Origin of the sequence: Streptomyces sp. NPDC058678 (assembly GCF_042714835.1) — a bacterium.
GTDB lineage: Bacteria > Actinomycetota > Actinomycetes > Streptomycetales > Streptomycetaceae > Streptomyces.
In genome coordinates, this window is sequence record NZ_JBHXSG010000070.1 from 17,584 (window position 1) to 37,763 (window position 20,180).

The 20,180-nt window shown below is 70.3% G+C and carries 18 protein-coding genes; 9 read left to right on the plus strand and 9 right to left on the minus strand.

What is annotated here, in order from left to right; genetic code table 11:
- Window positions 1-119 precede the first annotated feature (119 nt).
- Complete coding sequence (locus ACFWWR_RS40155; protein WP_384308778.1) at window positions 120-842, plus strand: VOC family protein; 723 nt, start codon at window positions 120-122, stop codon at window positions 840-842.
- A gap of 199 nt (window positions 843-1,041) precedes the next feature.
- Here the strand turns inward: ACFWWR_RS40155 and ACFWWR_RS40160 are convergent, their stop codons facing one another.
- The 3 genes from ACFWWR_RS40160 to ACFWWR_RS40170 all read right to left on the minus strand — a co-directional run bounded on the left by ACFWWR_RS40160 (window position 1,042) and on the right by ACFWWR_RS40170 (window position 4,313).
- On the minus strand, window positions 1,042-1,833 hold the full coding sequence (locus ACFWWR_RS40160; RefSeq protein WP_384308780.1) for a hypothetical protein: 792 nt from the start codon (window positions 1,831-1,833) through the stop codon (window positions 1,042-1,044).
- A gap of 126 nt (window positions 1,834-1,959) precedes the next feature.
- Window positions 1,960-2,649, minus strand: a complete 690-nt coding sequence (locus ACFWWR_RS40165; protein WP_384308782.1) for a response regulator — start codon at window positions 2,647-2,649, stop codon at window positions 1,960-1,962.
- Window positions 2,646-4,313 carry an ATP-binding protein gene (locus ACFWWR_RS40170; RefSeq protein ID WP_384308785.1) on the minus strand — a complete coding sequence of 556 codons (1,668 nt, stop codon included), beginning with the start codon at window positions 4,311-4,313 and terminating at the stop codon, window positions 2,646-2,648. Before ACFWWR_RS40170 ends, ACFWWR_RS40165 begins: the two co-directional genes overlap by 4 nt.
- A 261-nt stretch (window positions 4,314-4,574) precedes the next feature.
- Between ACFWWR_RS40170 and ACFWWR_RS40175 the strand changes: the two genes are divergently transcribed.
- The 3 genes from ACFWWR_RS40175 to ACFWWR_RS40185 all read left to right on the plus strand — a co-directional run bounded on the left by ACFWWR_RS40175 (window position 4,575) and on the right by ACFWWR_RS40185 (window position 7,476).
- Entirely contained in the window at window positions 4,575-5,420 is an 846-nt protein-coding gene (locus tag ACFWWR_RS40175; protein WP_384308788.1) for an ABC transporter ATP-binding protein, read from the plus strand.
- 10 nt (window positions 5,421-5,430) lie between these two features.
- Window positions 5,431-6,321 (plus strand): ABC transporter permease, encoded by an 891-nt coding sequence (locus ACFWWR_RS40180; RefSeq protein WP_384308791.1) that lies wholly within the window; start codon window positions 5,431-5,433, stop codon window positions 6,319-6,321.
- A 105-nt stretch (window positions 6,322-6,426) separates the two neighbouring features.
- Window positions 6,427-7,476, plus strand: coding sequence for an ABC transporter substrate-binding protein (locus ACFWWR_RS40185; protein WP_384308794.1), 1,050 nt, complete (start codon window positions 6,427-6,429; stop codon window positions 7,474-7,476).
- Between the two features lie 121 nt (window positions 7,477-7,597).
- Here ACFWWR_RS40185 and ACFWWR_RS40190 read toward each other — a convergent pair whose 3' ends face one another.
- Entirely contained in the window at window positions 7,598-8,680 is a 1,083-nt protein-coding gene (locus ACFWWR_RS40190; protein ID WP_384308796.1) for a sugar ABC transporter substrate-binding protein, read from the minus strand.
- Window positions 8,677-11,136, minus strand: coding sequence for a SpoIIE family protein phosphatase (locus ACFWWR_RS40195; protein WP_384308823.1), 2,460 nt, complete (start codon window positions 11,134-11,136; stop codon window positions 8,677-8,679). Before ACFWWR_RS40195 ends, ACFWWR_RS40190 begins: the two co-directional genes overlap by 4 nt.
- 612 nt (window positions 11,137-11,748) lie before the next feature.
- Here ACFWWR_RS40195 and ACFWWR_RS40200 point away from each other — a divergent pair.
- Genes ACFWWR_RS40200 through ACFWWR_RS40210 form a run of 3 tightly spaced genes read left to right on the plus strand, consistent with a single transcriptional unit; the run spans window position 11,749 to window position 14,934 of the window.
- Window positions 11,749-12,837: a substrate-binding domain-containing protein gene (locus tag ACFWWR_RS40200; protein WP_383874774.1), complete on the plus strand. Its 1,089-nt coding sequence runs from the start codon at window positions 11,749-11,751 to the stop codon at window positions 12,835-12,837.
- A 37-nt stretch (window positions 12,838-12,874) separates the two neighbouring features.
- On the plus strand, window positions 12,875-13,657 hold the full coding sequence (locus ACFWWR_RS40205; RefSeq protein ID WP_383874776.1) for an ATP-binding cassette domain-containing protein: 783 nt from the start codon (window positions 12,875-12,877) through the stop codon (window positions 13,655-13,657).
- A gap of 14 nt (window positions 13,658-13,671) precedes the next feature.
- Window positions 13,672-14,934, plus strand: a complete 1,263-nt coding sequence (locus ACFWWR_RS40210; protein ID WP_383874777.1) for a sugar ABC transporter permease — start codon at window positions 13,672-13,674, stop codon at window positions 14,932-14,934.
- A 494-nt stretch (window positions 14,935-15,428) separates the two neighbouring features.
- Here ACFWWR_RS40210 and ACFWWR_RS40215 read toward each other — a convergent pair whose 3' ends face one another.
- Window positions 15,429-17,426: a heavy metal translocating P-type ATPase gene (locus ACFWWR_RS40215; RefSeq protein ID WP_384308799.1), complete on the minus strand. Its 1,998-nt coding sequence runs from the start codon at window positions 17,424-17,426 to the stop codon at window positions 15,429-15,431.
- Between the two features lie 265 nt (window positions 17,427-17,691).
- Here ACFWWR_RS40215 and ACFWWR_RS40220 point away from each other — a divergent pair, with 265 nt between their 5' ends.
- A complete protein-coding gene (locus tag ACFWWR_RS40220; protein WP_384308801.1) occupies window positions 17,692-17,994 on the plus strand; it encodes a hypothetical protein in 303 nt (100 codons plus the stop codon).
- A gap of 112 nt (window positions 17,995-18,106) precedes the next feature.
- Window positions 18,107-18,397 carry an ArsR/SmtB family transcription factor gene (locus ACFWWR_RS40225; RefSeq protein ID WP_383874782.1) on the plus strand — a complete coding sequence of 97 codons (291 nt, stop codon included), beginning with the start codon at window positions 18,107-18,109 and terminating at the stop codon, window positions 18,395-18,397.
- Between the two features lie 21 nt (window positions 18,398-18,418).
- Here the strand turns inward: ACFWWR_RS40225 and ACFWWR_RS40230 are convergent, their stop codons facing one another.
- The 3 genes from ACFWWR_RS40230 to ACFWWR_RS40240 form a co-directional block, all read right to left on the minus strand.
- Window positions 18,419-18,721, minus strand: a complete 303-nt coding sequence (locus ACFWWR_RS40230) for a hypothetical protein (RefSeq protein WP_384308804.1) — start codon at window positions 18,719-18,721, stop codon at window positions 18,419-18,421.
- Window positions 18,722-18,853: 132 nt separating this feature from the next.
- A complete protein-coding gene (locus ACFWWR_RS40235; RefSeq protein WP_384308807.1) occupies window positions 18,854-19,603 on the minus strand; it encodes a hypothetical protein in 750 nt (249 codons plus the stop codon).
- 11 nt (window positions 19,604-19,614) lie between these two features.
- Window positions 19,615-19,992, minus strand: coding sequence for a hypothetical protein (locus ACFWWR_RS40240; protein WP_384308809.1), 378 nt, complete (start codon window positions 19,990-19,992; stop codon window positions 19,615-19,617).
- Window positions 19,993-20,180 lie beyond the last annotated feature (188 nt).

Sequence of the window (20,180 nt, forward strand, 5' to 3'; positions counted from 1 at the left end):
TCGGCTCCCGCCGAATACTCGGCTGCGGGTGACACCGGCTCACCCGTAGGCTGCCGTTCTCGGGGCTGACAAGGCGCCCTGTCGACAGCGGTCAGTCAGTGGATCGGAGACGCAGGGTAATGACTTGTCAACTGTTCGCGGTCTGCTTCGATGCGAGCGAGCCGCTGAGTCTCGCACGGTTCTGGTCCGGGGTCCTGGGCCGGGAGACGGCCGAGGACCCACACGACGGCGTCCTGATCCTGCCCGGTGATGAATCGGGATTCCGGATCCGTTTCCTTCCGACCGAGGAGCGGAAGGTCGGCCAGAACCGGATGCACTTCGATCTGACGAGTACGTCCCTGGCGGACCAGCAGCAGACGGTGGCCAGGGCGCTGGGGCTTGGCGGACAGCACATCGACGTCGGCCAACGCCCGGAGGAGGGTCACGTGGTGCTCGCCGACCCCGACGGCAACGAGTTCTGCGTCATCGGGCCGGGCAACAAGTTCCTCGCCGGCTGCGGCTTCGTCGGAGCGCTGGCCTGCGACGGTTCGCAGGAAGTGGGGTACTTCTGGAGCGAGGCGCTGGGGTGGCCGTTGGTCTGGGATCAGGATGAGGAGACCGCGATCCAGTCGCCGCTCGGCGGTGCGAAGATCACGTGGGGTGGTCCACCGGTGGCGCCGAAGACGGGCAGGAACCGGCTGCATTTCGACCTCGCCCCACCTGCTGACGGTGATCGGCAGGCAGAGGTCGACCGTCTTCTCTCCCTGGGGGCGACTCGAATCGACACCGGCCAGGGCGGGGTCGGTTGGGCGGAGTTGGCCGATCCCGACGGCAACGAGTTCCGTGTGTTGACGCCCCGATAGCGCAGAGCCGTTTGCGGGAGCGGAGGGCAGCGGCCGAGTGGCGTGCACCCATCGGCCAACTCCTTGCGCGTGACGCCCCGTTGGGAGGACGACACAGCCCTTTGCCCGAGCCGGACAGTTCGGAGAGCGGGAGGGCCCTCCGGGCACGGCAAAGGGGTCGGCGGCCCCCCTGGGCACGCGCCGGGGACCGTGCCGGACGTCACCGCACGAGGTCGTGGGGGATGTCCTTGCGAGAGGCGGCCAGGTAGCCGACGAAGCCGAGGATGGCCACCGTCCAGGACAGAGTGACCGGTCCCAGGCCCAGGTTGAGTCCGCCTCGGTGGTGGCTGACGGCCATCCAGTCCGCGATGGACGCACCGAGCGGGCGGGTGAGGACGTACGCGGCCCAGAAAGCGGTCACCGCGTTCAGGCTGCCCCGGCGGTGGGCGACGGCCGGGACGGCGATCGCGGCGGCGTACAGGACGGCGGATCCCGGATAGCCGAGGCCGATGGAGGCGGTGAGATCCCCCGAGGCGGTGCCCAGCGCGAACGTGGCCAGCACGGCGGCCCAGTAGAAGGTCTCGCGGCGCCGGGTGTGAATGCTGTGGATGGACAGGGTGCGTTCGGTGCGGTGCCAGAGGGCGAAGACGGCGGCCAGCGCGAGCATGAAGAACGGGGTCGACAGGGCGTACGGCACGCCGAGGCCGACGTGCAGGACGTCGGCGGCCATCGTGCCGAACACGCTGATCGCGACGATCGCCGTCCAGTAGATCCAGGCCACGTAACGGCGGGCGGCGAACTGCGCCGTCAGGGCCGCCACCAAGGCGAGGCCGCCGAGGCCGACGGCGGGGACGGGGCCGAGCCAGTGGGCCAGGAAGTCCGAGGCCGTCTCACCCATGCCGGTCGTCAGCACCTTGATGATCCAGAAGTAGACGGTCACCTCCGGTACCTTGCTCGCCGCGTGCCGTACGGGGCCCGCCGGCCGGTCGTGGGTGAGGTGAACTGTCGTCATGGCAGGCACGATGGCATGGTGCCGGGCGGTTGCCCCAGACCCCTTTGCCAGAGTTTTGGCGCTTCTGGTACGCGAGTTTCCCAGGGTCCGTCAATGACCACGAGTCACCCTGTGCGGCGTAAAGGGTCAGTGGGCGATCCGGTAGCGGTGTTCGGGCCGGCCCGTGGCCCCGTAGCGGAGTTCGAGCCGGACCAGGCCCTCCTTGACGAGGTACGACAGGTATCGCTGGGCGGTTGCGCGGGAGACGCCGGTGAGTTCGGCGGCCTCGGCCGCGGACAGAGCGCTGTGGGCGGTGCGGAGGATCTGGTGCAGGAGGGCGAGGGTCGGTGCGGAGTGACCCTTGGCCGGGACGCGGGGGACGGCGGGCGGGTGGGCGGCGCTGAAGAGGGCGTCCACGTCTGCCTGGTCGGTGTCCGGGGTCGAGCCGAGTGCCTCCATGCGGTGCTGGAGTTCCCGGTAGGCCATCAGCCGCTTGGCCAGGTCGCCGGAGCCGAAGGGTTTGACCAGGTACCCCACGGCGCCGAGCTTCATGGCGATCCGCACCGAGGTGATGTCCCGGTCTGCGGTGATCATGATGGCGTCGGGACGGTCGCCGCCCTCGTCCCCGCTGAGCTGTCGCAGCACGTCGAGTCCGCTGCCGTCCGGCAGGAAGATGTCGAGCAGCACCAGGTCGGGGCGGAGCGTGCGGACCGCCTCCAGCGCGTCGGTCACGGTGGCCGCCTCGCCGACCACCTCGAAGCCCTCGACCCGGGACACGTAGTCGCAGTGAATGTGGCTCACCCGGAAGTCGTCGTCCACCACCAGGGTCCGGATCATCCCCGTTCACCTCCGGCCGGCAGAAATGCGGTGAACAGCGCTCCCTCGGTCGCGGGGGCGACGTCCGGCAGGGGCAGCACGACGGTGAAGACCGCGCCCGGGCCCTCGGTCACCGTGATGGTGCCGCCGTGGCGCTGCACCAGCCGGTGCACGATGGCCAGGCCCAGGCCGCGCCGGGCGGTGCCCCGGTCGGGCCGGGTGGTCCAGCCGTCCTGGAAGATGGCGTCGGCGGCGCCCGGCGGGATGCCGGCACCGCTGTCCGCCACCTGCACGGTCACCTCGTCGATGTCCTCGATCAGGGCGAGCCGCACCTCGCGGCCGCTCACTGGTGGCGGCCCGCCCGCCGTGGCGTCGATCGCGTTGTCCAGCAGGTTGCCGACGATGGTCAGCAGCCGTTGCAGATGCGGCGGGTCCTGACCGAGCGCGGAGTCGGCGCTCAGCACGATCCGCACCCCGCGTTCCGCACCGACCGTGGTCTTGGCCACGATCAGCCCGACCATCAGCGGGTTGCCGATCCGCCCGCGTACGGACTCGGTCAGCGCCTGCTCGGCGCCGGCCGACTCGACGGCAAACTCGAAGGCGGCGTCGTGGTCGCCGATGTCCAGCAGTCCGGCCACCGTGTGCATGCGGTTGGTGAACTCGTGCTGCTGGGCGCGCAGTGCGTCGGTCAGGCCGCGCACCGAGTCCAGTTCGCGCAGCAGGCCGACGAGTTCGGTGCGGTCGCGGACGGTGACCACGGCGCCCAGTTCCCGGCCGTGCAGCGCCACCGGCATGCGGTTGACGACCAGGCAGTGGTCGTCGGTCAGCACGCTGATGTCGGTGCCGGTCACGGTGCCGTCCAGAGCGCGGCGCAGCCGCCCGTCCGGCAGGACGTCCTCCAGCCTGCTGCCGAGAGCGGTGCCGAGGCCGAGGAGGTGGCGGGCCTCGTCGTTGACCACGGTGACTCTGCCGTCGGGGTCGAAGGCGATGACGCCCTCGCGGATGCCATGAAGCATCGCCTCGCGGTCCTGGAGCAGCCCGGCGATCTCCTCCAGCTCCAGTCCGAACGTCGACCGTTTCAGCCGTTTGGCCAGCAGCAACGCGGCCGCCGAGCCGAGCGCGACGGCGATCGCGGCGTACAGGCCGAAGGTGGGCAGTTCCCGCCACAGCTCACCGAGCACGTCGTGCTCGGGCAGGCCGGCCGACACCTCGCCGACCAGCGTGCCGGTGGGCCCGTACAGCGGTGCCTGGCCGTTGGCGGACCGTCCGGTGGCTCCGTCGTCGATGCCGACGTGCGGACGTCCGTCACGGGCGGCGAGGGGGTCGGTCACGGTCTTGCCGATCAGGGACGGCATCGGGTGCGAATGGCGCACCCCGCGCAGGTCGGTCACCACGACGTAGGACGCTCCCGAGGCCTTGCGGATCCGCTCGGCGACGGTCTGGACCACGTCGCCGCCACCGCCGTACTCCATGGCCTGCTGGATCTGCGGTTCGGCGGCCATCGTCTGTGCGATGGCCAGGGCGCGCTGTTCGTAGGCGCGGTCGAGCTCGGCACGTTGCGCGACGGCGAACAGCACGAAGCCGGCGACTCCGGTGAGCGCGAGGATGAGCAGTTGGTTGGCCAGGATCCGCGCGGAGAGTCTCCCGGTCCGGCCGCGGCCGATCCGGATTCGGATGGGTATCACAGGTGCGTTCGCCCCGGTCGTGCCTCGTTCCGGGCCGGCCCCAGCGCCGTACCCGTGGTGGCGTGATTGTGCCTGTCCACGGGCACTCTGCCCAGCCCCTGGATCACTGAGCAGAACGCGCAGAACCACATTCAACGTGGGAAACCCGCGCAACCTTCGGAAGTCTCGCCCCGCCTCGGACGCGGGCCTACGTTCTCGTCACCCGCCGGAAACACCGGCGCAACGTACTTCTCCGACATCTTCCGAAGGCGGTGCGATGCAGTGCCCGAATCAGTGACCGGTACGGCTCCGGCGATCGAGCTGCGCCAGGCGACCAAGCGGTTCCGCACCCCGTCAGGCGGTGTCTACACCGCCCTGCGTGACCTCGACATGACGGTGGCCCCCGGCGAGTTCTGCGCGGTGGTCGGCCCGACCGGCTGCGGCAAGTCGACCACTCTCTCGCTGATCTCCGGCCTGGAGCAGGCGAACGCGGGCCAGACCCTGATCCACGGCGAAGCCGTCACCGGCATCGACCCGCGGGTCGGCTTCATGTTCCAGACCGACGCGGTCTTCCCGTGGAAGTCGGTGCTGGACAACGTGGCGGCCGGACCGCAGTTCCGTGGCACGCCGAAGAAGGAGGCCGTCACCAAGGCGCGTGACTGGCTGCGCCGGATCGGCCTGTCCGGCTTCGAGGACCGCCTGCCGCACCAGTTGTCCGGCGGCATGCGCAAGCGCGTGGCGCTGGCCCAGACGCTGATCAACGAGCCCGAGATTTTGCTGATGGACGAGCCGTTCTCCGCGCTCGACGTCCAGACCCGGCAGATCGTCCAGGACGAACTGCTGTCCCTGTGGGAACTGACCCGCCCGGCCGTCGTCTTCGTCACCCACGACCTGGAGGAGGCCATCGCACTCGCCGACAAGGTCGTGGTCCTCACCGTCGGCCCCGGCACGGTCAAGGCCACCTTCCCCGTCGACCTGCCCCGCCCCCGCCAGGTCCAGGAGATCCGCTTCGACCCGCACTTCATCGAGATCTACGAGCAGATCTGGGAGACCCTTCGCGACGAGGTCACGCTCGCCTACGCCCGCACGTCGGGCGCCAAGACCACTCCCGCCACCACCTCGGTCTAGGAGACCCGTGATGACCGACCTCCTCATCAACGGGGACCCCGGCCCCGCCGCTCCCCCGCTCCCCACCGACGAGGCCGCGCTGATCCGCACCGCCAGGGCCCGCACCTACCGCCGCCGGCTGCTCATCCTGCTCGCGCAGGTCGGGCTGGTCGTGCTGGTGCTCGGCGGCTGGCAGCTCGGCGCCTCCAGCGGCTCGCTCGACAAGTTCACCTACGGATCGCCCGACGGCGTCGTCACCCAGTTGAAGACCTGGTTCACCGACGGCACCTCGCTCGGCTCCATCTGGCACAACATCGGCGTCACCATGCAGGAGACCGTCCTCGGCTTCCTCATCGGCACCGTCGCCGGCGTTGTCCTGGGGATCGCCCTGGGCCGCATCCGGGCGCTCGCGGACGTGATGGCTCCGTTCATCAAGGCGGCCAACTCCATCCCGCGCATCGTGCTCGGCTCGATGTTCATCATCTGGTTCGGCCTCGGCCCGTCCGGCAAGGTCGCGCTCGCCGTGGTGCTGGTCTTCTTCTCGGTCTTCTTCAACGCCTTCCAGGGCACCCGCGAGGTCGACCGCAACCTGATCGCCAACGCCCGCATCCTGGGCGCCTCCGAATGGCGGGTGACCTCCCAGGTCGTCCTCCCCTCGGCGATGACGTGGATCGTCGCCTCCCTCCACTCGGCCTTCGGCTTCGCGCTCATCGGCGCCATCGTCGGCGAGATGCTCGGCGCCCAGGCCGGCCTCGGCCAGCTGATAGCCCAGGCCCAGGGCAACTTCAACGCCGACGGCGTCTACGCCGGAACCCTGATCATCGCCGTCCTCGCCCTGATCGCGGAGTTCCTCGTCACCCGCTTCGAGAAGAAGGTGCTGCGCTGGCGGCCCACCCAGCTGTCCGCCGACAGCGGCCTGTGACCGCGCGTCCCGACCCACACCCGGCTCCTCCCTCTCCTCCCCTCGCCCCTTCCCGCACACCGCACACCGCACACCGCACACCGCACACCGCAAAGGAGACCAGCGATGAAGCTGGCCAAGAACGCCCTGATCCCCGCCGCCACCTGCGCGGCCCTGGCCCTCACCCTGTCCGCCTGCGCCGGCGGTTCGAGCACCCAGTCGGTCGCCAAGGGCTCCGGTGGAACGCCCACCGTCAGAATCATGGTCGGCGGCCTGGACAAGCAGATCTACCTGCCGGTGATGCTGGCCGAGAAGCTCGGCTACTACAAGGCGCAGGGCATCGACGTGAAGCTGTCCGACGAACCCGCCGGAGTCGAGGCCGAGACCGCCATGATCTCCGGCCAGATCGACGCGGTCGTCGGCTTCTACGACCACAACATCGACCTGCAGTCCAAGGGCAAGTCCACCGAGTCCGTGGTCCAGCTGCTCCAGGCACCCGGCGAGGTGGAGATGGTCCGCAGCGACGAGGCCGGGAGCGTCAAGAGCCCGGCCGACTTCTCCGGCAAGCACCTCGGCGTGACGGGCCTCGGCTCTTCCACCAACTTCCTCACCGAGTACCTGGCGACCAAGAACGGGGTCAAGCCGGGCAAGGCCACCTCGGTCGCCGTGGGCGCGGGCTCCACCTTCGTCGCGGCCATGCAGAACAAGCAGATCGACGCCGGCATGACCACCGAGCCCACCATCTCCATGCTGGAGCAGAAGAAGCTGGCCACACCGCTGATCGACATGCGCACCGCGGCCGGTGCGAAGGCGGCGCTGGGCGGCACCTACCCGGCGTCCTGTCTCTACATGACCACCGCGTACGTCCAGAAGAACCCGGCCACCGTGCAGAAGCTCGTCAACGCCTACGTCGAGACGCTCAAGTGGATCCAGACGCACACCGCCGCACAGATCGCCGACAAGATGCCGGCGGACTATTACGCGGGTGTCGGCAAGGACGTCTACACCAAGGCGCTGCAGAACGAGAAGGGCATGTTCTCGCCGACCGGCCTGATGCCCTCCGACGGTCCCACGACGGTCCTCAAGGTCCTCTCCGCCTTCGACCCCACCGTCAAGGGCCACACAGTCGACCTGTCGAAGACCTACACCGACGAGTTCGTCAACAAGGCCAAGTGACGCCCGTGTCCCGCGTCCCGGGCCCGCTCCACCGGCCCCGGGACGCGGGACGTCCGGCTTCACCACGCCGCGGACACGGCCCGCGACCGCCCTGTCAGAGCCGAGCACCGGGCAGACGCCGTCACCGGGTGAGTCCGGCCTCGTCGCAGGCCGGCCGGAGTTTCCGGGTGCAGATCTGGTCGACGGTGTACACGCCGTCCTCGACGAGTGTCTGCCTGATGTTGTCGACCGTCACCGCGGTCGGCGTGAGCAGGACCGACGGGATGTCCTGGGTGGTGGGACTGTCGGTCGCCGTGCTGGCGACGTCACGGGCGTCCCTGCCTCGTCCCAGGGCGACAGCCATGGCGGCGGCCGCGGCGGCCTCCGCTCTGAACGGTTTGTACACCGTCATGTACTGCTCGCCTCTGACGATGCGCCGCACAGCGGCGAGTTCGGCGTCCTGGCCGGTGACCGGAGGAAGCTCTCGCACACCGGCGCCCTTGAGGGCGGAGATGACGCCCGCCGCCATGGCGTCGTTGGCGGCCAGGACCCCGCCGATCCGGTCCGGGCCAAGAGCCGACACGGCGGCGGACATGTTGGCGTGGGCGTTCCCCGTGCTCCAGCCGATGGTGTCGTACGACCTGGCGATCTTCGCCTTGCCCTTGAGGACGGACAGGGCGCCCTCACGGTAGGACGCCGCATTGGGGCTGGTGGGATCGCCGTTCATCATGACGACGTTCTCGTCTTCTGCTCCGTCACCCATGGCCTGCAGAAGCGCCTCGCCCTGGAGCTTGCCGACCTGCACACCGTCGAAACTGACGTAGCCGGAGATCGGCCCCTCGGCGAGCCGGTCGTAGGCGACGACGGGGATGCCCGCCTTCTGCGCCTCCCGGATCGAGGAGCGCAGCGCCCTGGTGTCGGCGGCGTCGAGGATCAGGACCCCGACCCCCTTGGTGATCATGGAGGTCATCTGTTGCAGCTGCGTCGTCGCGTCGTTCTCGGCGTTCGCGTACTCCATCGTGCAGCCCGGGCAGAGCTTCTTCAGGTGCTGCTCGATGAAGGGCTTGTCCGAGTGCTCCCAGCGCGGGAGCGCTCGGCTGGGCAGCAGCAGGCCGACGGTGAAGCTGTCCGCGCCCGCCTCGTCGTCTCCTCCGCAGGCGGCCAGAGGGACCGTCAGGAGGCCGGCGAGGAGCGCCGCGACGACATACCGGAGACATGTCCTCACGGCGTGACCTCTCGTCCTGTCCCGGGATCGGAGTCCACGGGTGCGGGCTCGCGGCGCGGCACGGCGATCTCGCTCCACACCTGCTTGCCGCCGGCCACGGGCATCGAGCCGAAGGAGTCCGACATCGCCTCGACCAGAAGCAGGCCCCGGCCACCGGTCGACTCCCAGTCCACGATCACCGGCTTGGCGGGCGCCCGCGGCGAGGAGTCGCTCACGCTGACGCGCACCCGGTCACCGCGCAGCGTCAGATCCACGCGGACCGGGCCCTGGGTGTGCACCAGCGCGTTGGTGACCAGCTCGGACACGACCAGGAGCACCGCGTCGGCCGCGTCCTCGGTCTTCCAGCGGCGCAGTGTGCGCGCGGTGAAACGGCGGGCGTGCATGACGGCGTCGGGCAGCCGCCACACCACCCAGTCGGCCCGGATCGGCCGGGTCTTCAGGCCGTCGTAGCGCAGCAGCAACAGCGCCACGTCGTCCTCACGGCGGCCGACGTCGCCGAGCAGTTCGTCGGCCATGCGCCCCGGGTCCGCCGGATCGACCGCGGCGAGTGCGGTGCGCGTGCGGCGCATGCCCTCGTCCAAGGGCAGGTCGGAGGCCTCGACCAGGCCGTCGGTGACCAGGGCGAGCACCGTGCCGGGCTCCAGCGCGACCGCGGTCATGGGGAACTCCGCCTCCGCGAGGATGCCGAGCGGAAGTCCGCCCTCGACCTGCACCTCCTCGGTACGTCCGTCAGGATGGCGCACCAGCGGCGAGAGGTGGCCGGCCCGGACGAACAGGGTGTTGCCCTCCTCCAGGTCCAGTTCGACATAGCAACAGGTGGCGAACAGGTCGGTCTCCATACCGACCAGGAGACGGTTGGCGTGGGACACGACCACGTCGGGCGGGTGGCCCTCCACCGCGTACGCCCTGACCGCGGTGCGCATCTGGCCCATGATCGTCGCGGCTCCGGCGCTGTGTCCCTGCACGTCACCGATGACCAGCGCGACCCGCTCCTCGGACAGGGCGATGACGTCGTACCAGTCGCCGCCCACCTGCAGTCCGCGCATGGCGGGCAGATATCGTGCCACGGCCGTGCACCCGGGCAGTTCCGGAAGGCGTCGGGGCAGCAGACTGCGCTGGAGCATCGTCGCGAGTTCCTGCTCCGCGTCGTGCGCGTGCGCCCGCTTGAGGGCTTGTCCGACCAGCGCGGCGGTGGCGGTCAGCAGGGTTCGTTCCTCGGGGACGAACTCGTGCGGCTGGTCCCAGCCGACCAGGCACACGCCGGCGACCCCGCCCTCGGCAGGCAGCGGCAGCACGGCGAGACCTCCGCTGCCGATGCCTGCCAGTCCGGATTCGAGGGCCGAACCGGCGGGCCACAGGTCCATGCGTCCGTCCCGCAGGGCCATCTGCAGGGTGGGCAGGACGCTGACCGGCGCGTCGGGCCATTCCGAATGCCACTGGGAGCGCCATATCTCCGGCCAGGCGGTGGGCTGGGGCGGATCCAGCACGGTGACCATCAGCCGGTCGTCCTGCAGTTCGGCGAGCGCCACGCGGTCGGCTCCCAGCGGCTCACGCAGCGCGGTGACGGCCACTCGGCCGACGTCACGGACCGTGGCGGCGCCATCGAGCGCCGCAGTCAGCCACTGGATCCTGGAAACGTCATCGGCGCTCCGGCTCAGGACCGAGGTCGCCGTCACCACGCCCAGCACCTGCTCCGGCCGGACTTCGGTGCCCTCCGCCACCCGGCAGCTCAGACTCAGCCAGCGCATCTCCCCGGTAGGGCGCCGGACCCGGAATTCCAACTCCCGCCGGCCGTATGCCTGGCCTCGCGGTTCCAGGACCGACATCAGCGCGTGCATGTCCTCGGGGAAGGCGTGCGCGAGCAGGGTGTCGGCCTTGCCGTCGAAGTCGTCCGGGGTGATGCCGACCAGTTCGAGCAGCGTCTCGTCCGCCTCGATCAGACCGATGTCCGGCACCAGCACGAACGAGCCCACACGCAGACTTCGCAGCGCGGGACGGAGCACCGCCAAAGGTTCGGGCCGACCGGTCCCGGCCTGCAACATCTCGGCGACCACTTCGGCGTAGCGCTCCAGGAAGCGCCGCTGCTCGGCCGCGAAGCCGTCCACGGACCCTCCCATGACGACGAGGCAGCCCAGTCGCCTGCCCCCCGACGTGAGGGGCAACGCGCCGAGCGCCATCTCCGCTCGCGGCGGCGTCGGCACATGATCGAAGTAGGAGGTGAGGACAGCGGGAGTGAGCCACACAGGGCGGTCGGTGTGGAAGGCGTGCACCGCGGGCGAGCCACCTGACAGCGGCAGACGCTCCGGCACCCCCTCCGGCATTCCGTTGTGGGGATTCGCCCGTCCGTCCGTCTCCACCAGCCGAAGCTCTTCGTGCTCGGCATCGGGCACATACACCGCTGCCAGCTCCACGCCGGCGAATGTCAGGGCCCGATCGCTCACGGCGGCCTCCGGCATCGCAGGCTGAGGAGAACCAGTGCCTGCCGTGCCGGCCTCGGCTGCCCGCAACTCGGTGACTCCGGCCCGGGCCCGGCCGTCATGAGGCATGTCCGCAACGTACCTCCCGCCCATGGCGCAGGTGCCGACGCGCTGGGAGACCCACGCACCCACCTACCAGAGTCTCATATGCGAACGAAACAGACAGATCCACGCCTGTGGTCACCGGCCACAGGTCGCCGGTGCGTTCGCAGATCACCGCCCCCGGTGCCAGACTGACGACGTGGTCGTCTTGCTACTTCCACGCGGTGCGCTTCGCCCCGACGTTCGGCTTCGGCATCGCGGCAGCCCGCCGACCGCCGATGCCGGGGCGGCCGGGCGAAGGCTCCGGCACTCCGCCAGGGCGCCCGCTCCGCGCCGGCCAGGCTCTCCGTCGCGCGCGAGGGTTCGGACCACTGTTCGCCCGGGCCCCACTTCCCGCGTGGCGAACCGACTCGACGCAGCGCGGGCTGTCGTACCGCCTCAAGCGTGGCCGGCACGGCCCCGACCTCGCGTAGGCCGGCGGGACGCAGCCGTTGGACCTCACGCCCGTCGAAGGCCGGTCACGGGCAGCCGACGAAGGAGGTCCTCCGCATGAAGGCCTGCACACGGGAGGCGGCCCTCGCCATGACCGCCGTCTCCACGGCCGTTGCCCTCGCGGCCTGCGGACCCGACGCCGGGAAGGACGGCGACGGGGACGACGCACCGAGGATCGGCCTGCTCCTGCCGGACGCCACCACGGCCCGTTGGGAGGGGCAGGACAGACCCCTGCTCGAAAAGAAGATCAAGGAGTTGTGCGCCGACTGCACGGTCGAGCACAGCAACGCCAAGGGCGAGGTGGCCATCCAGCAGGAACAGATGAACTCGATGATCACCAAGGGGGTCGATGCCATCGTCCTCGTGGCCGTCGACGCCAGATCACTCGGCGCCACGGTCAGGAAGGCCGACGAGGCGGACATCCCGGTCATCGCCTACGACCGCCTCGCCGAGGGCCCGATCGCGGGCTATGTCTCCTTCGACGGTGAGGAGGTCGGCAAGCTCCAGGGCAGGTCACTGCTCAAGGCCATGGGTGACAAGGTGAGGGACGGCCAGATCGTCATGATGAACGGCGATCCGATCGACCCCAACGCCGTGTCGTTCAAGAAGGGCGCGCTGTCCGTGCTCGAGGGGAGAGTGCGCATCGGCAAGGCGTACGACACGCTCCAGTGGCGGGCCGAGACGGCGAACATGAACATGTCCGGCGCCATCTCGGCCCTCGGCGTCGGCAACATCAACGGGGTCTACGCCGCCAACGACGGCCTCGCCGCCGGCAGCATCTCCGCCCTCAAGGCGAACAAGGTCGATCCGCTGCCCCCCGTCACCGGGCAGGACGCCGAGCTCGCGGCCGTACGGCGCATTGTGGACGGCGACCAGTACATGACCGTCTACAAGCCCTTCGGCCCCGAGGCGTCCGCCGGAGCCGCGTTGGCCGTGGCCGCGGCCCGCGACGAAAGCCTCAGCCGGGTTGCCACGGACAAGGTGCGGAGCAGTACCGGAGCGGAGGTTCCGGCCGTCATGCTCGCCCCCGTGTCCGTGACGGTCGACAACATCAAGGACACCTTGGTGAAGGACGGCGTGTACACGATCCCGCAGATCTGTACGCCCCGACTGGGTGCCGCCTGCAGTGAGGCCGGGCTGACCTGACAGGCCGGTCCCTGACGGGGCCCGGTCCGGGAAGGAGATGTTCTCCGTGCCGACTCCCCCCTTGCTGGCATTGCACGGCGTGTGCAAGCGCTTCGGCGTCGTCGAGGTCCTCACGGACATCGAGCTGGAGATTCGCGCCGGGGAGGTCGTGGCCCTGCTGGGCGACAACGGGGCCGGCAAGTCCACCCTGGTCAAAGCGATCTCCGGAGTGTCGCCCGCGGACAGGGGCGTCATCGAGTGGGAGGGCCGGACCGTCCACATCAAACGCCCCCACGACGCCCGGGACCTCGGCATCGCCACCGTCTACCAGGACCTCGCGCTCTGCGGAAACCTCGACGTCGTGGGCAATGTGTACCTCGGGCGGGAGATCCGCCGGTACGGCTTCCTCGACGAGGTGGAGATGGAGCGCCGCACCAGACACCTGCTGGAGGGTCTGACCAGGGGCATCCCCGATCTGCGTGCCCCCGTCGTCTCGCTGTCCAGCGGTCAGCGGCAGACGGTCGCCATCGCCCGCTCGCTCCTCGGTGGCCCGCGGCTGCTCCTCCTGGACGAACCGACCGCGGCGCTGGGATTCGACCAGACGACCGAGGTCCTGGACCTCGTCGACCAGTTCCGTGACCGCGGCCTGGGAGTACTGCTCATCAGCCACAACATGGGGGACGTCAAAGCGCTCGCGGACCGGGCCGCCGTCCTGCGGCTCGGTCGCAACAACGGCTTCTTCAACGTGAACACCGCTTCTCAGGAACAGATCATCTCCTCCGTCACCGGCGCCACGGAAAACGTGCCTCGCCGGGTGGTCCACCGGGAGGCAGGATGGTGAAAGGGATGCGCAACATGGCGGACGACACGCAGCCCGAACCCGCCGCGCCCACCGCCAGAACCCGTCAGCCGCGCCGCGGGCAGGCCGTCACCCGTGCGGTGCAGGGCTGGGGTGCCGTCTTCCGGCGCAAGCTGAGCGCCGGCGAACTGAGCTCGCTCCCTGTCGTCCTCGTCCTCGCCACGGTCTGGATCATCTTCGAGGCCCTCAACGAGAATTTCCTCTCGCCCCGGAACCTGTCCAATCTCAGCGTGGACATCGTCGGCACGGGACTGATCGCGGTCGGTATCGTCTTCGTCCTGCTGCTCGGTGAACTCGACCTGTCGGTCGGCTCGATCAGCGGCCTCGCGGCTGCGGTCTTCGCCGTCCTGAACGTGAACCACGGCGTGCCGGAATGGCTCGCCCTCATCGTCGCGGTACTCGCGGGCACCGCGGCGGGAACCGTTCAGGGCTTCTCCTTCGCCAGGACCCGGGTACCGGCCTTCGTCGTCACGCTCGCGGGACTGCTCACGTGGAACGGCTTCATGCTCTCCATCCTCGGGACCAGCGGCACCATCAACCTCGACGAGAACGGGCTCGTGGCCAAGCTGACCAGCTACTACTTCACCCATGACGGCGCCGCCTACGGTCTGGCGGCGGGCGCGGCGGGCGCGGTCTTCCTCGTGTCCCACCAGGACAGACGGCGGCGCAAGGCCGTCGGCATGCCGCACCGTTCGCTTCGGGGAATCGTGGCGCGCACGGGAGCGTTCGCGGTGCTCGCGTTCGCGGCCGCGTATGTGCTCAACCAGTTCCAGGGCCTGCCGCTCGCCCTCCTGCTCTTCCTGGTACTCGCGGCCGGCCTCGACGTCGTTCTCCGCCGCACGCACTACGGGCGGCAGGTCTACGCACTGGGCGGCGGCGTCGAGGCGGCCCGACGCGCCAGCCTCAGCGTGACCCGGGTACAGACCGCGGTACTCGCGGTCTCCGGCACCATGGCCGCGATCGGCGGCATGTTCCTGGCCTCGCGGATCACCTCCGTGAGCCAGAACTCAGGCTCCGGCATCCTGCTGCTCAACGCCATCGCCGCCGCCGTCATCGGTGGGGCCAGCCTGTTCGGGGGACGCGGTTCGACCTGGAACGCGGTGCTCGGCATCCTGGTGATCCAGTCGATCGCCTCAGGCATGGCGATCACGGACACCCCCACCGCCGTCCAGTTCATCATCACGGGCGGAGTGCTCTTCGCCGCCGTGGTCATCGACTCCCTGTCACGACGCTCACACGAGGCACACGGGCGGGCCTGATCGGTCCGCTTCCCGGCAGCGCCGTCGCCGGAAGAGGTGGCACTCGCCCGAAGAGGACCTCGCCCCACCACCGGTGAGGTGGGCCGCACCGAGTGACCCGCCACCGCGAGGGCCGCACCCATCCGGTGCGGCCCTCGCGCGTTGCACGTACACCGTGCCGCCACCAGGCCCGCTGGTTCAGCAGGCCTTGAGGTTCGACGTCTTCGAGGGCAACCACCCGCTCGGCGGCCCCGGCCCACTTCGCCTTTGGCGGTACGCGCCGTCCTGGCGTTCGGCGAGCAACGGTCGCCGTTCAGCCGCGCCCGCGAGACGGCCCCGGGCCTGCCGGTGTTCCGCCCTCAGGACCTGCTCGCGCGGCTGGTCCGGCGCCGGACACCGCCGCCCTCGCGGCCGTCGGCCGGTGACCGTCTGTCGGCGTCGCCGCCGCTGCGGCCGGGTCTCCGCTCGGCGGGTACCCGGACCCGCCGGGCGGTCGACGACGGAGTCCGCGCGTGTCACCTCACCGACCGGCCCTGTGAGGCGGCCCGCTGCCAGGCCGCGTCCCTCAGCAGCCGCAGCCCGTTGAGGCCGACGATGACGGTGGATCCCTCGTGGCCCGCGACGCCGAGCGGCAGGGGCAGGGTGCCCGCGAGGTCCCAGACGACGAGGCCGGCGATGAACACTCCGGCGATCACGAGGTTCTGCACTACCAGCTGCCGGGCGCGGCGGGAGAGGGCGATCACGGCGGGCACGGTGACGAGTTCGTCGCGGACGATCACCGCGTCGGCGGTCTCCAGCGCGAGATCGGAGCCGGCCCGGCCCATGGCGACACCGATGTGGGCGGCGGCCAGCGCCGGGGCGTCGTTGACGCCGTCCCCGACGACCAGGACCCTGCGGCCGGCGTCCTGAAGCTCCTGGACCGCCTGCACCTTGTGCTGCGGCAGCAGAGCGGCCCGGACGTCCTCGATACCGACCTCGGCGGCCAGGCGCGCCGCCGCGCGCGGATTGTCGCCGGTCAGCAGTACGGGCGTGGCACCGGTGAGGGCCGTAAGGGCTACGACCGTGGCGGCGGCGTCCGGGCGCAGGCGGTCGGCGATTCCCAGGACGCCGACCGGAACACCGTCGGCCGTGACCAGGACGGCGGTACGCCCGTCCTCCTCCAACTCGGCGGCGAGGGTCAGCGCGTGAGCGGCTGCCGCGTCGGTCGGTCCGTGGAGGACCCGGGCCGGTGCGCCCACCGCGACCACTCGGCCGTCGATGGTGGCGGTCACTCCCACGCCGGGCGTGGAGGTGAAGTCCTCGGCGGGCGACAACCGCAGGCCGCGCTCTCGCGCCGCGTCCACCACGGCCCGCGCCAGCGGATGCTCACTCGGATGCTCGGCCGCCGCCGCGAGGGCCAGCAAATCCCGCTCCCCCAGGCCCGGTCCGGCCGTCGGCCGGACGTCGGTGACCCTCGGCACTCCCTCGGTCAGCGTGCCGGTCTTGTCCAGGGCGACCGCGTCGACCTGCCCGAGGCGCTCCATCACCACCGCCGACTTGACCAGCACACCGCGCCGTCCGGCGTTGGCGATGGCCGAGAGCAGGGGTGGCATGGTGGCCAGCACGACCGCGCACGGCGACGCCACGATCATGAAGGTCATGGCCCGCAACAGCGCCTCGCTCAGCTCCTCACCGAAGGCGAGCGGGACGAGGAAGACGGCGAGCGTCGCCGCGACCATGCCGAGTGAGTAGCGCTGTTCGACCTTCTCGATGAACAGCTGGGTGGGCGCCTTGGTCTCGGACGCCTCCTCCACCATCCGCACGATCCGGGCGATCACCGTGTCGGAGGCGTCGCGATCGACGCGGACGCGCAGCGCGCCGGTGCCGTTGAGAGTGCCCGCGAACACCTCGTCGCCGGGCTCCTTCGCGACCGGGAGCGGTTCGCCGGTGATGGTCGCCTGGTCGACCTCGCTGGTCCCGTCCAGGACGCGGCCGTCGCCGCCGACGCGTTCGCCGGGTCGTACGAGGATGGTGTCACCGACCGCCAACTCACCGGCGGGAACGCTTTGTTCGCCGCCGTCCGGGGTGAGCCGGGTGGCCGTGGCGGGGGCCAGATCCAGCAGGCCGCGGACCGAGTCGGCGGTACGGGCCGTGGCCAGCGCCTCCAGGGCGCCGGAGGTGGCGAAGATGACGATCAGCAGGGCGCCGTCCATCACCTGCCCGATCGCGGCGGCGCCGAGAGCGGCGACGACCATCAGCAGGTCCACGTCGAGGGTCTTGTCCCTCAGCGCCTTCAGACCCTCCCAACCCGGCTCCCACCCGCCGGTGACGTAGGCCAGCGCGTACAGCGGCCCCCACAGCCAGGCCGGCGTGCCGGTCAGATGCAGAGGCAGCGCGAGCAGGAAGGAGACGGTGGCCGCGACGGCCCAGCGCACCTCGGGCAACGCCAGGATCCGGGTGCGGCGCCGGGGAACGCCCGCTTCCCGTGCGAGCACGGCCAGACCGGCCGGAGGCGGACTGAGGGTGGAGGTCATCGGAGTCGAAGGTCCTTCACGAGGGGGTATGGGGCACAAGGACATGCGGCAAGCAGCCGCTCCCGCGTACCTTTCACCATACAGGAACACATGAATACCCATTCATTTCTTCATGGGGTCGACCCCGAGCCGCAGGCCGCCGGACCGAGCGGCGGGCAAGGGAACCCGCATCACATATGCATGAGTCGCCATATGTTAATGTCGCCATGTACGGCCTGCGGGGCACGAGCCGCAGGGGACCCAAGAGCACCAGCGGGAGCACCACATGACCACCGCCACCGAGCACCGCACCCACGACGGCCACACGCACACCCATGGCGAGGGCTGCGGCCACGTCGCCATCCCCCATGGCGATCACACCGACTACGCGCATGACGGCCACGTCCACCGGGCCCACGAGGGCCATGTGGACGAGTGCGCGAACGCGGGTCACGCCGCCCACGAGGGGCACGACCACCAGCACGGCGAGAACTGCGGCCACGTCGCCGTCCCGCACGAGGACCACGTCGACTACGTCCACGACGGCCACCGCCACGCGGCTCACGACGGGCACTGGGACGACCACTGACCGGGCTCACGCGTTCACGCGTGAGTAAAGCCGGCAAAGCGAACGCCAACCGGAAATCATTGTCACATGCTAATGTGTGCATGTGACACCCATTCCGCCCCCCTCCACAGCCTTGACCGATGAGCCGCTACGCGACCTTCAGGCCGCCAGTGACCTGCTGAAGGCACTGGCGGCTCCGGTCCGGCTCGGCATCGTGCGCGAGCTGTCCCAGGGCGGGAAGTACGTGCACGAGCTGGTCACCGCCCTCGGAGTGAGCCAGCCGCTGGTCTCCCAGCACCTGCGAGTACTGCGCAACTCCCGGATCGTGACGACCCGGCGCCAGGCCCGCGAGATCCAGTACTGCCTCAACGACGACCACATCGCCCACATCGTGCTGGACGCCATCCGGCACGCACAGGAGTAAGCCCCTTCCTGACGTGCGAGGTCACCAGGCATCAGCACTGCCGAGGAGCGGATCGGGCACCGCCGTCCACCCCGCCCGCCCCTGGGACAGCTCCGCGTCCGTGAGCAGGGCCGCGTCCAGAGCCTCCAAGATTGCCGGCCCGGCGAGGGCGATGCCCGTCAGGGCGATCTCGTTGCGGCGTTCGCCGTAGTAGTCGTCCCAGAACCAGGAAGCGAGAGTGCGTCGCTGCGGGGAAACAGCCGCCCAGGCTGTCGCGTCCAGCGGCTCCAGCCAGTGGTCCGCCTCCCTCAACTCCAGGGAGGTCCCTGCCGAACGCCAGGTCACGACGGCGTCCGGACGGCTGCACAATTACAGGTGGCCTCTGCCGCGGACGACACCCCGCATGACGACGGGGAGCGCGTCGGCCAGCCGCCCCGGATGCAGGGGGCGACGGGACTGCCAGAGCACCGACTCCACTCAGCGGTCGGCGCCGCATCGCGAACGCGGTACCGTCACCGGCTCCAGGCGCGCCCGCCACTCGCCCTCGGCGCCTGACGGCACGGCCCGGGTCAGCGAGGCCCGCACCTCGGGTCCGGCTCCGGCGAGGCCCGACGTCACCAGGTGGGCACCTACGGTGAGACGGGAGGCCAGCGCGGCCGCAGCGGACGCCTCCTCCTCGTCACCATCCACGCGACCCGGCGCGATCAACACGTCCGCCGCCTCCACCTGGCGAACGGCGACCTCGGCCGGACTCAGGGCCTCACCCCGCTCGCGTCCACTCCACAGCCGTACCGCCCGGTGAACGCACCCGATGTCCACCATGAACGACGCCGGCTCGACACCGACCACCACGGGGGCCGGCTCGTAGTAGTCCCCCAGTGAACCGCTCGCGACGCGCGCACGCCACAACTCCATCAGGAACGGCAGGACATCGACGTCCCCCGGCAGGGCGAGAACCACGTGCACCGGCCCCGAGCAGCGCCGCAGGGACATCAGATCCTGGCGGAGAATCACCACCGGATCACCCGTCGCACCCCTGGACGCCTCCCGGACGGACGCGTCGGCGCCCGACAGAAAGCGCTGAACGACCGGATACCCGTTGTCGCACTCCTGGATGGACACGGCCAGCAACACGGCACGCGGCGAAAGCCGCAGCAGCTGGTCGACCACATCGGCCCGAACGCCGGGGGTGTTGCCGACCACCACGCTCAACAGACCCTTGGGCACACCCTGGTCCCTCAGTTGAGGCGGGCGACGTGCTGGGGGGCGGGCGCCGCCCGAAGCCGGTCGGGCAGTGTGCCGTCGTCGGGCATCCCGGCCCGCAGCCAGGCTCCGAGCGCTTCGGCGTCGGCCACGGTGACGAGCGTGCCGAGCCGCACGACGGCACCGGCGGGCCTGCGATCCGGCGTGCACGGCTGCACCGCGGCATGCAGTCCGCGGTCGTCCCGGCAGTGCAGAACCTTCGCCAGGCAACCGGTGGAGACCAGGACGCCGTGGGGGCAGCCGCGGACGGCCCGGCGCAGCCCGTCCATCAGCCGGCTCGTCTCGGCGGGACAGGACGCGCAGACGACGAGGGTGAACGGACGGCTCCGACGGCCGTGTGCGGCGTCATCCATGCCCGACCCCCTCATTTATTGAAAATGGTTTCCATTTGTATAGCACACCCCGAGTCCCCGCACGAGACCATCGCCGCCGCAGGCGTCGTGACCGTCAAGCCTTGGCAATGGTTTTCATATCGATCGGTTTCAGCCATGTTCTGACATTCATTTCCATCTAGCGTGTCGCAGGTCCGGTCCACCCCGGC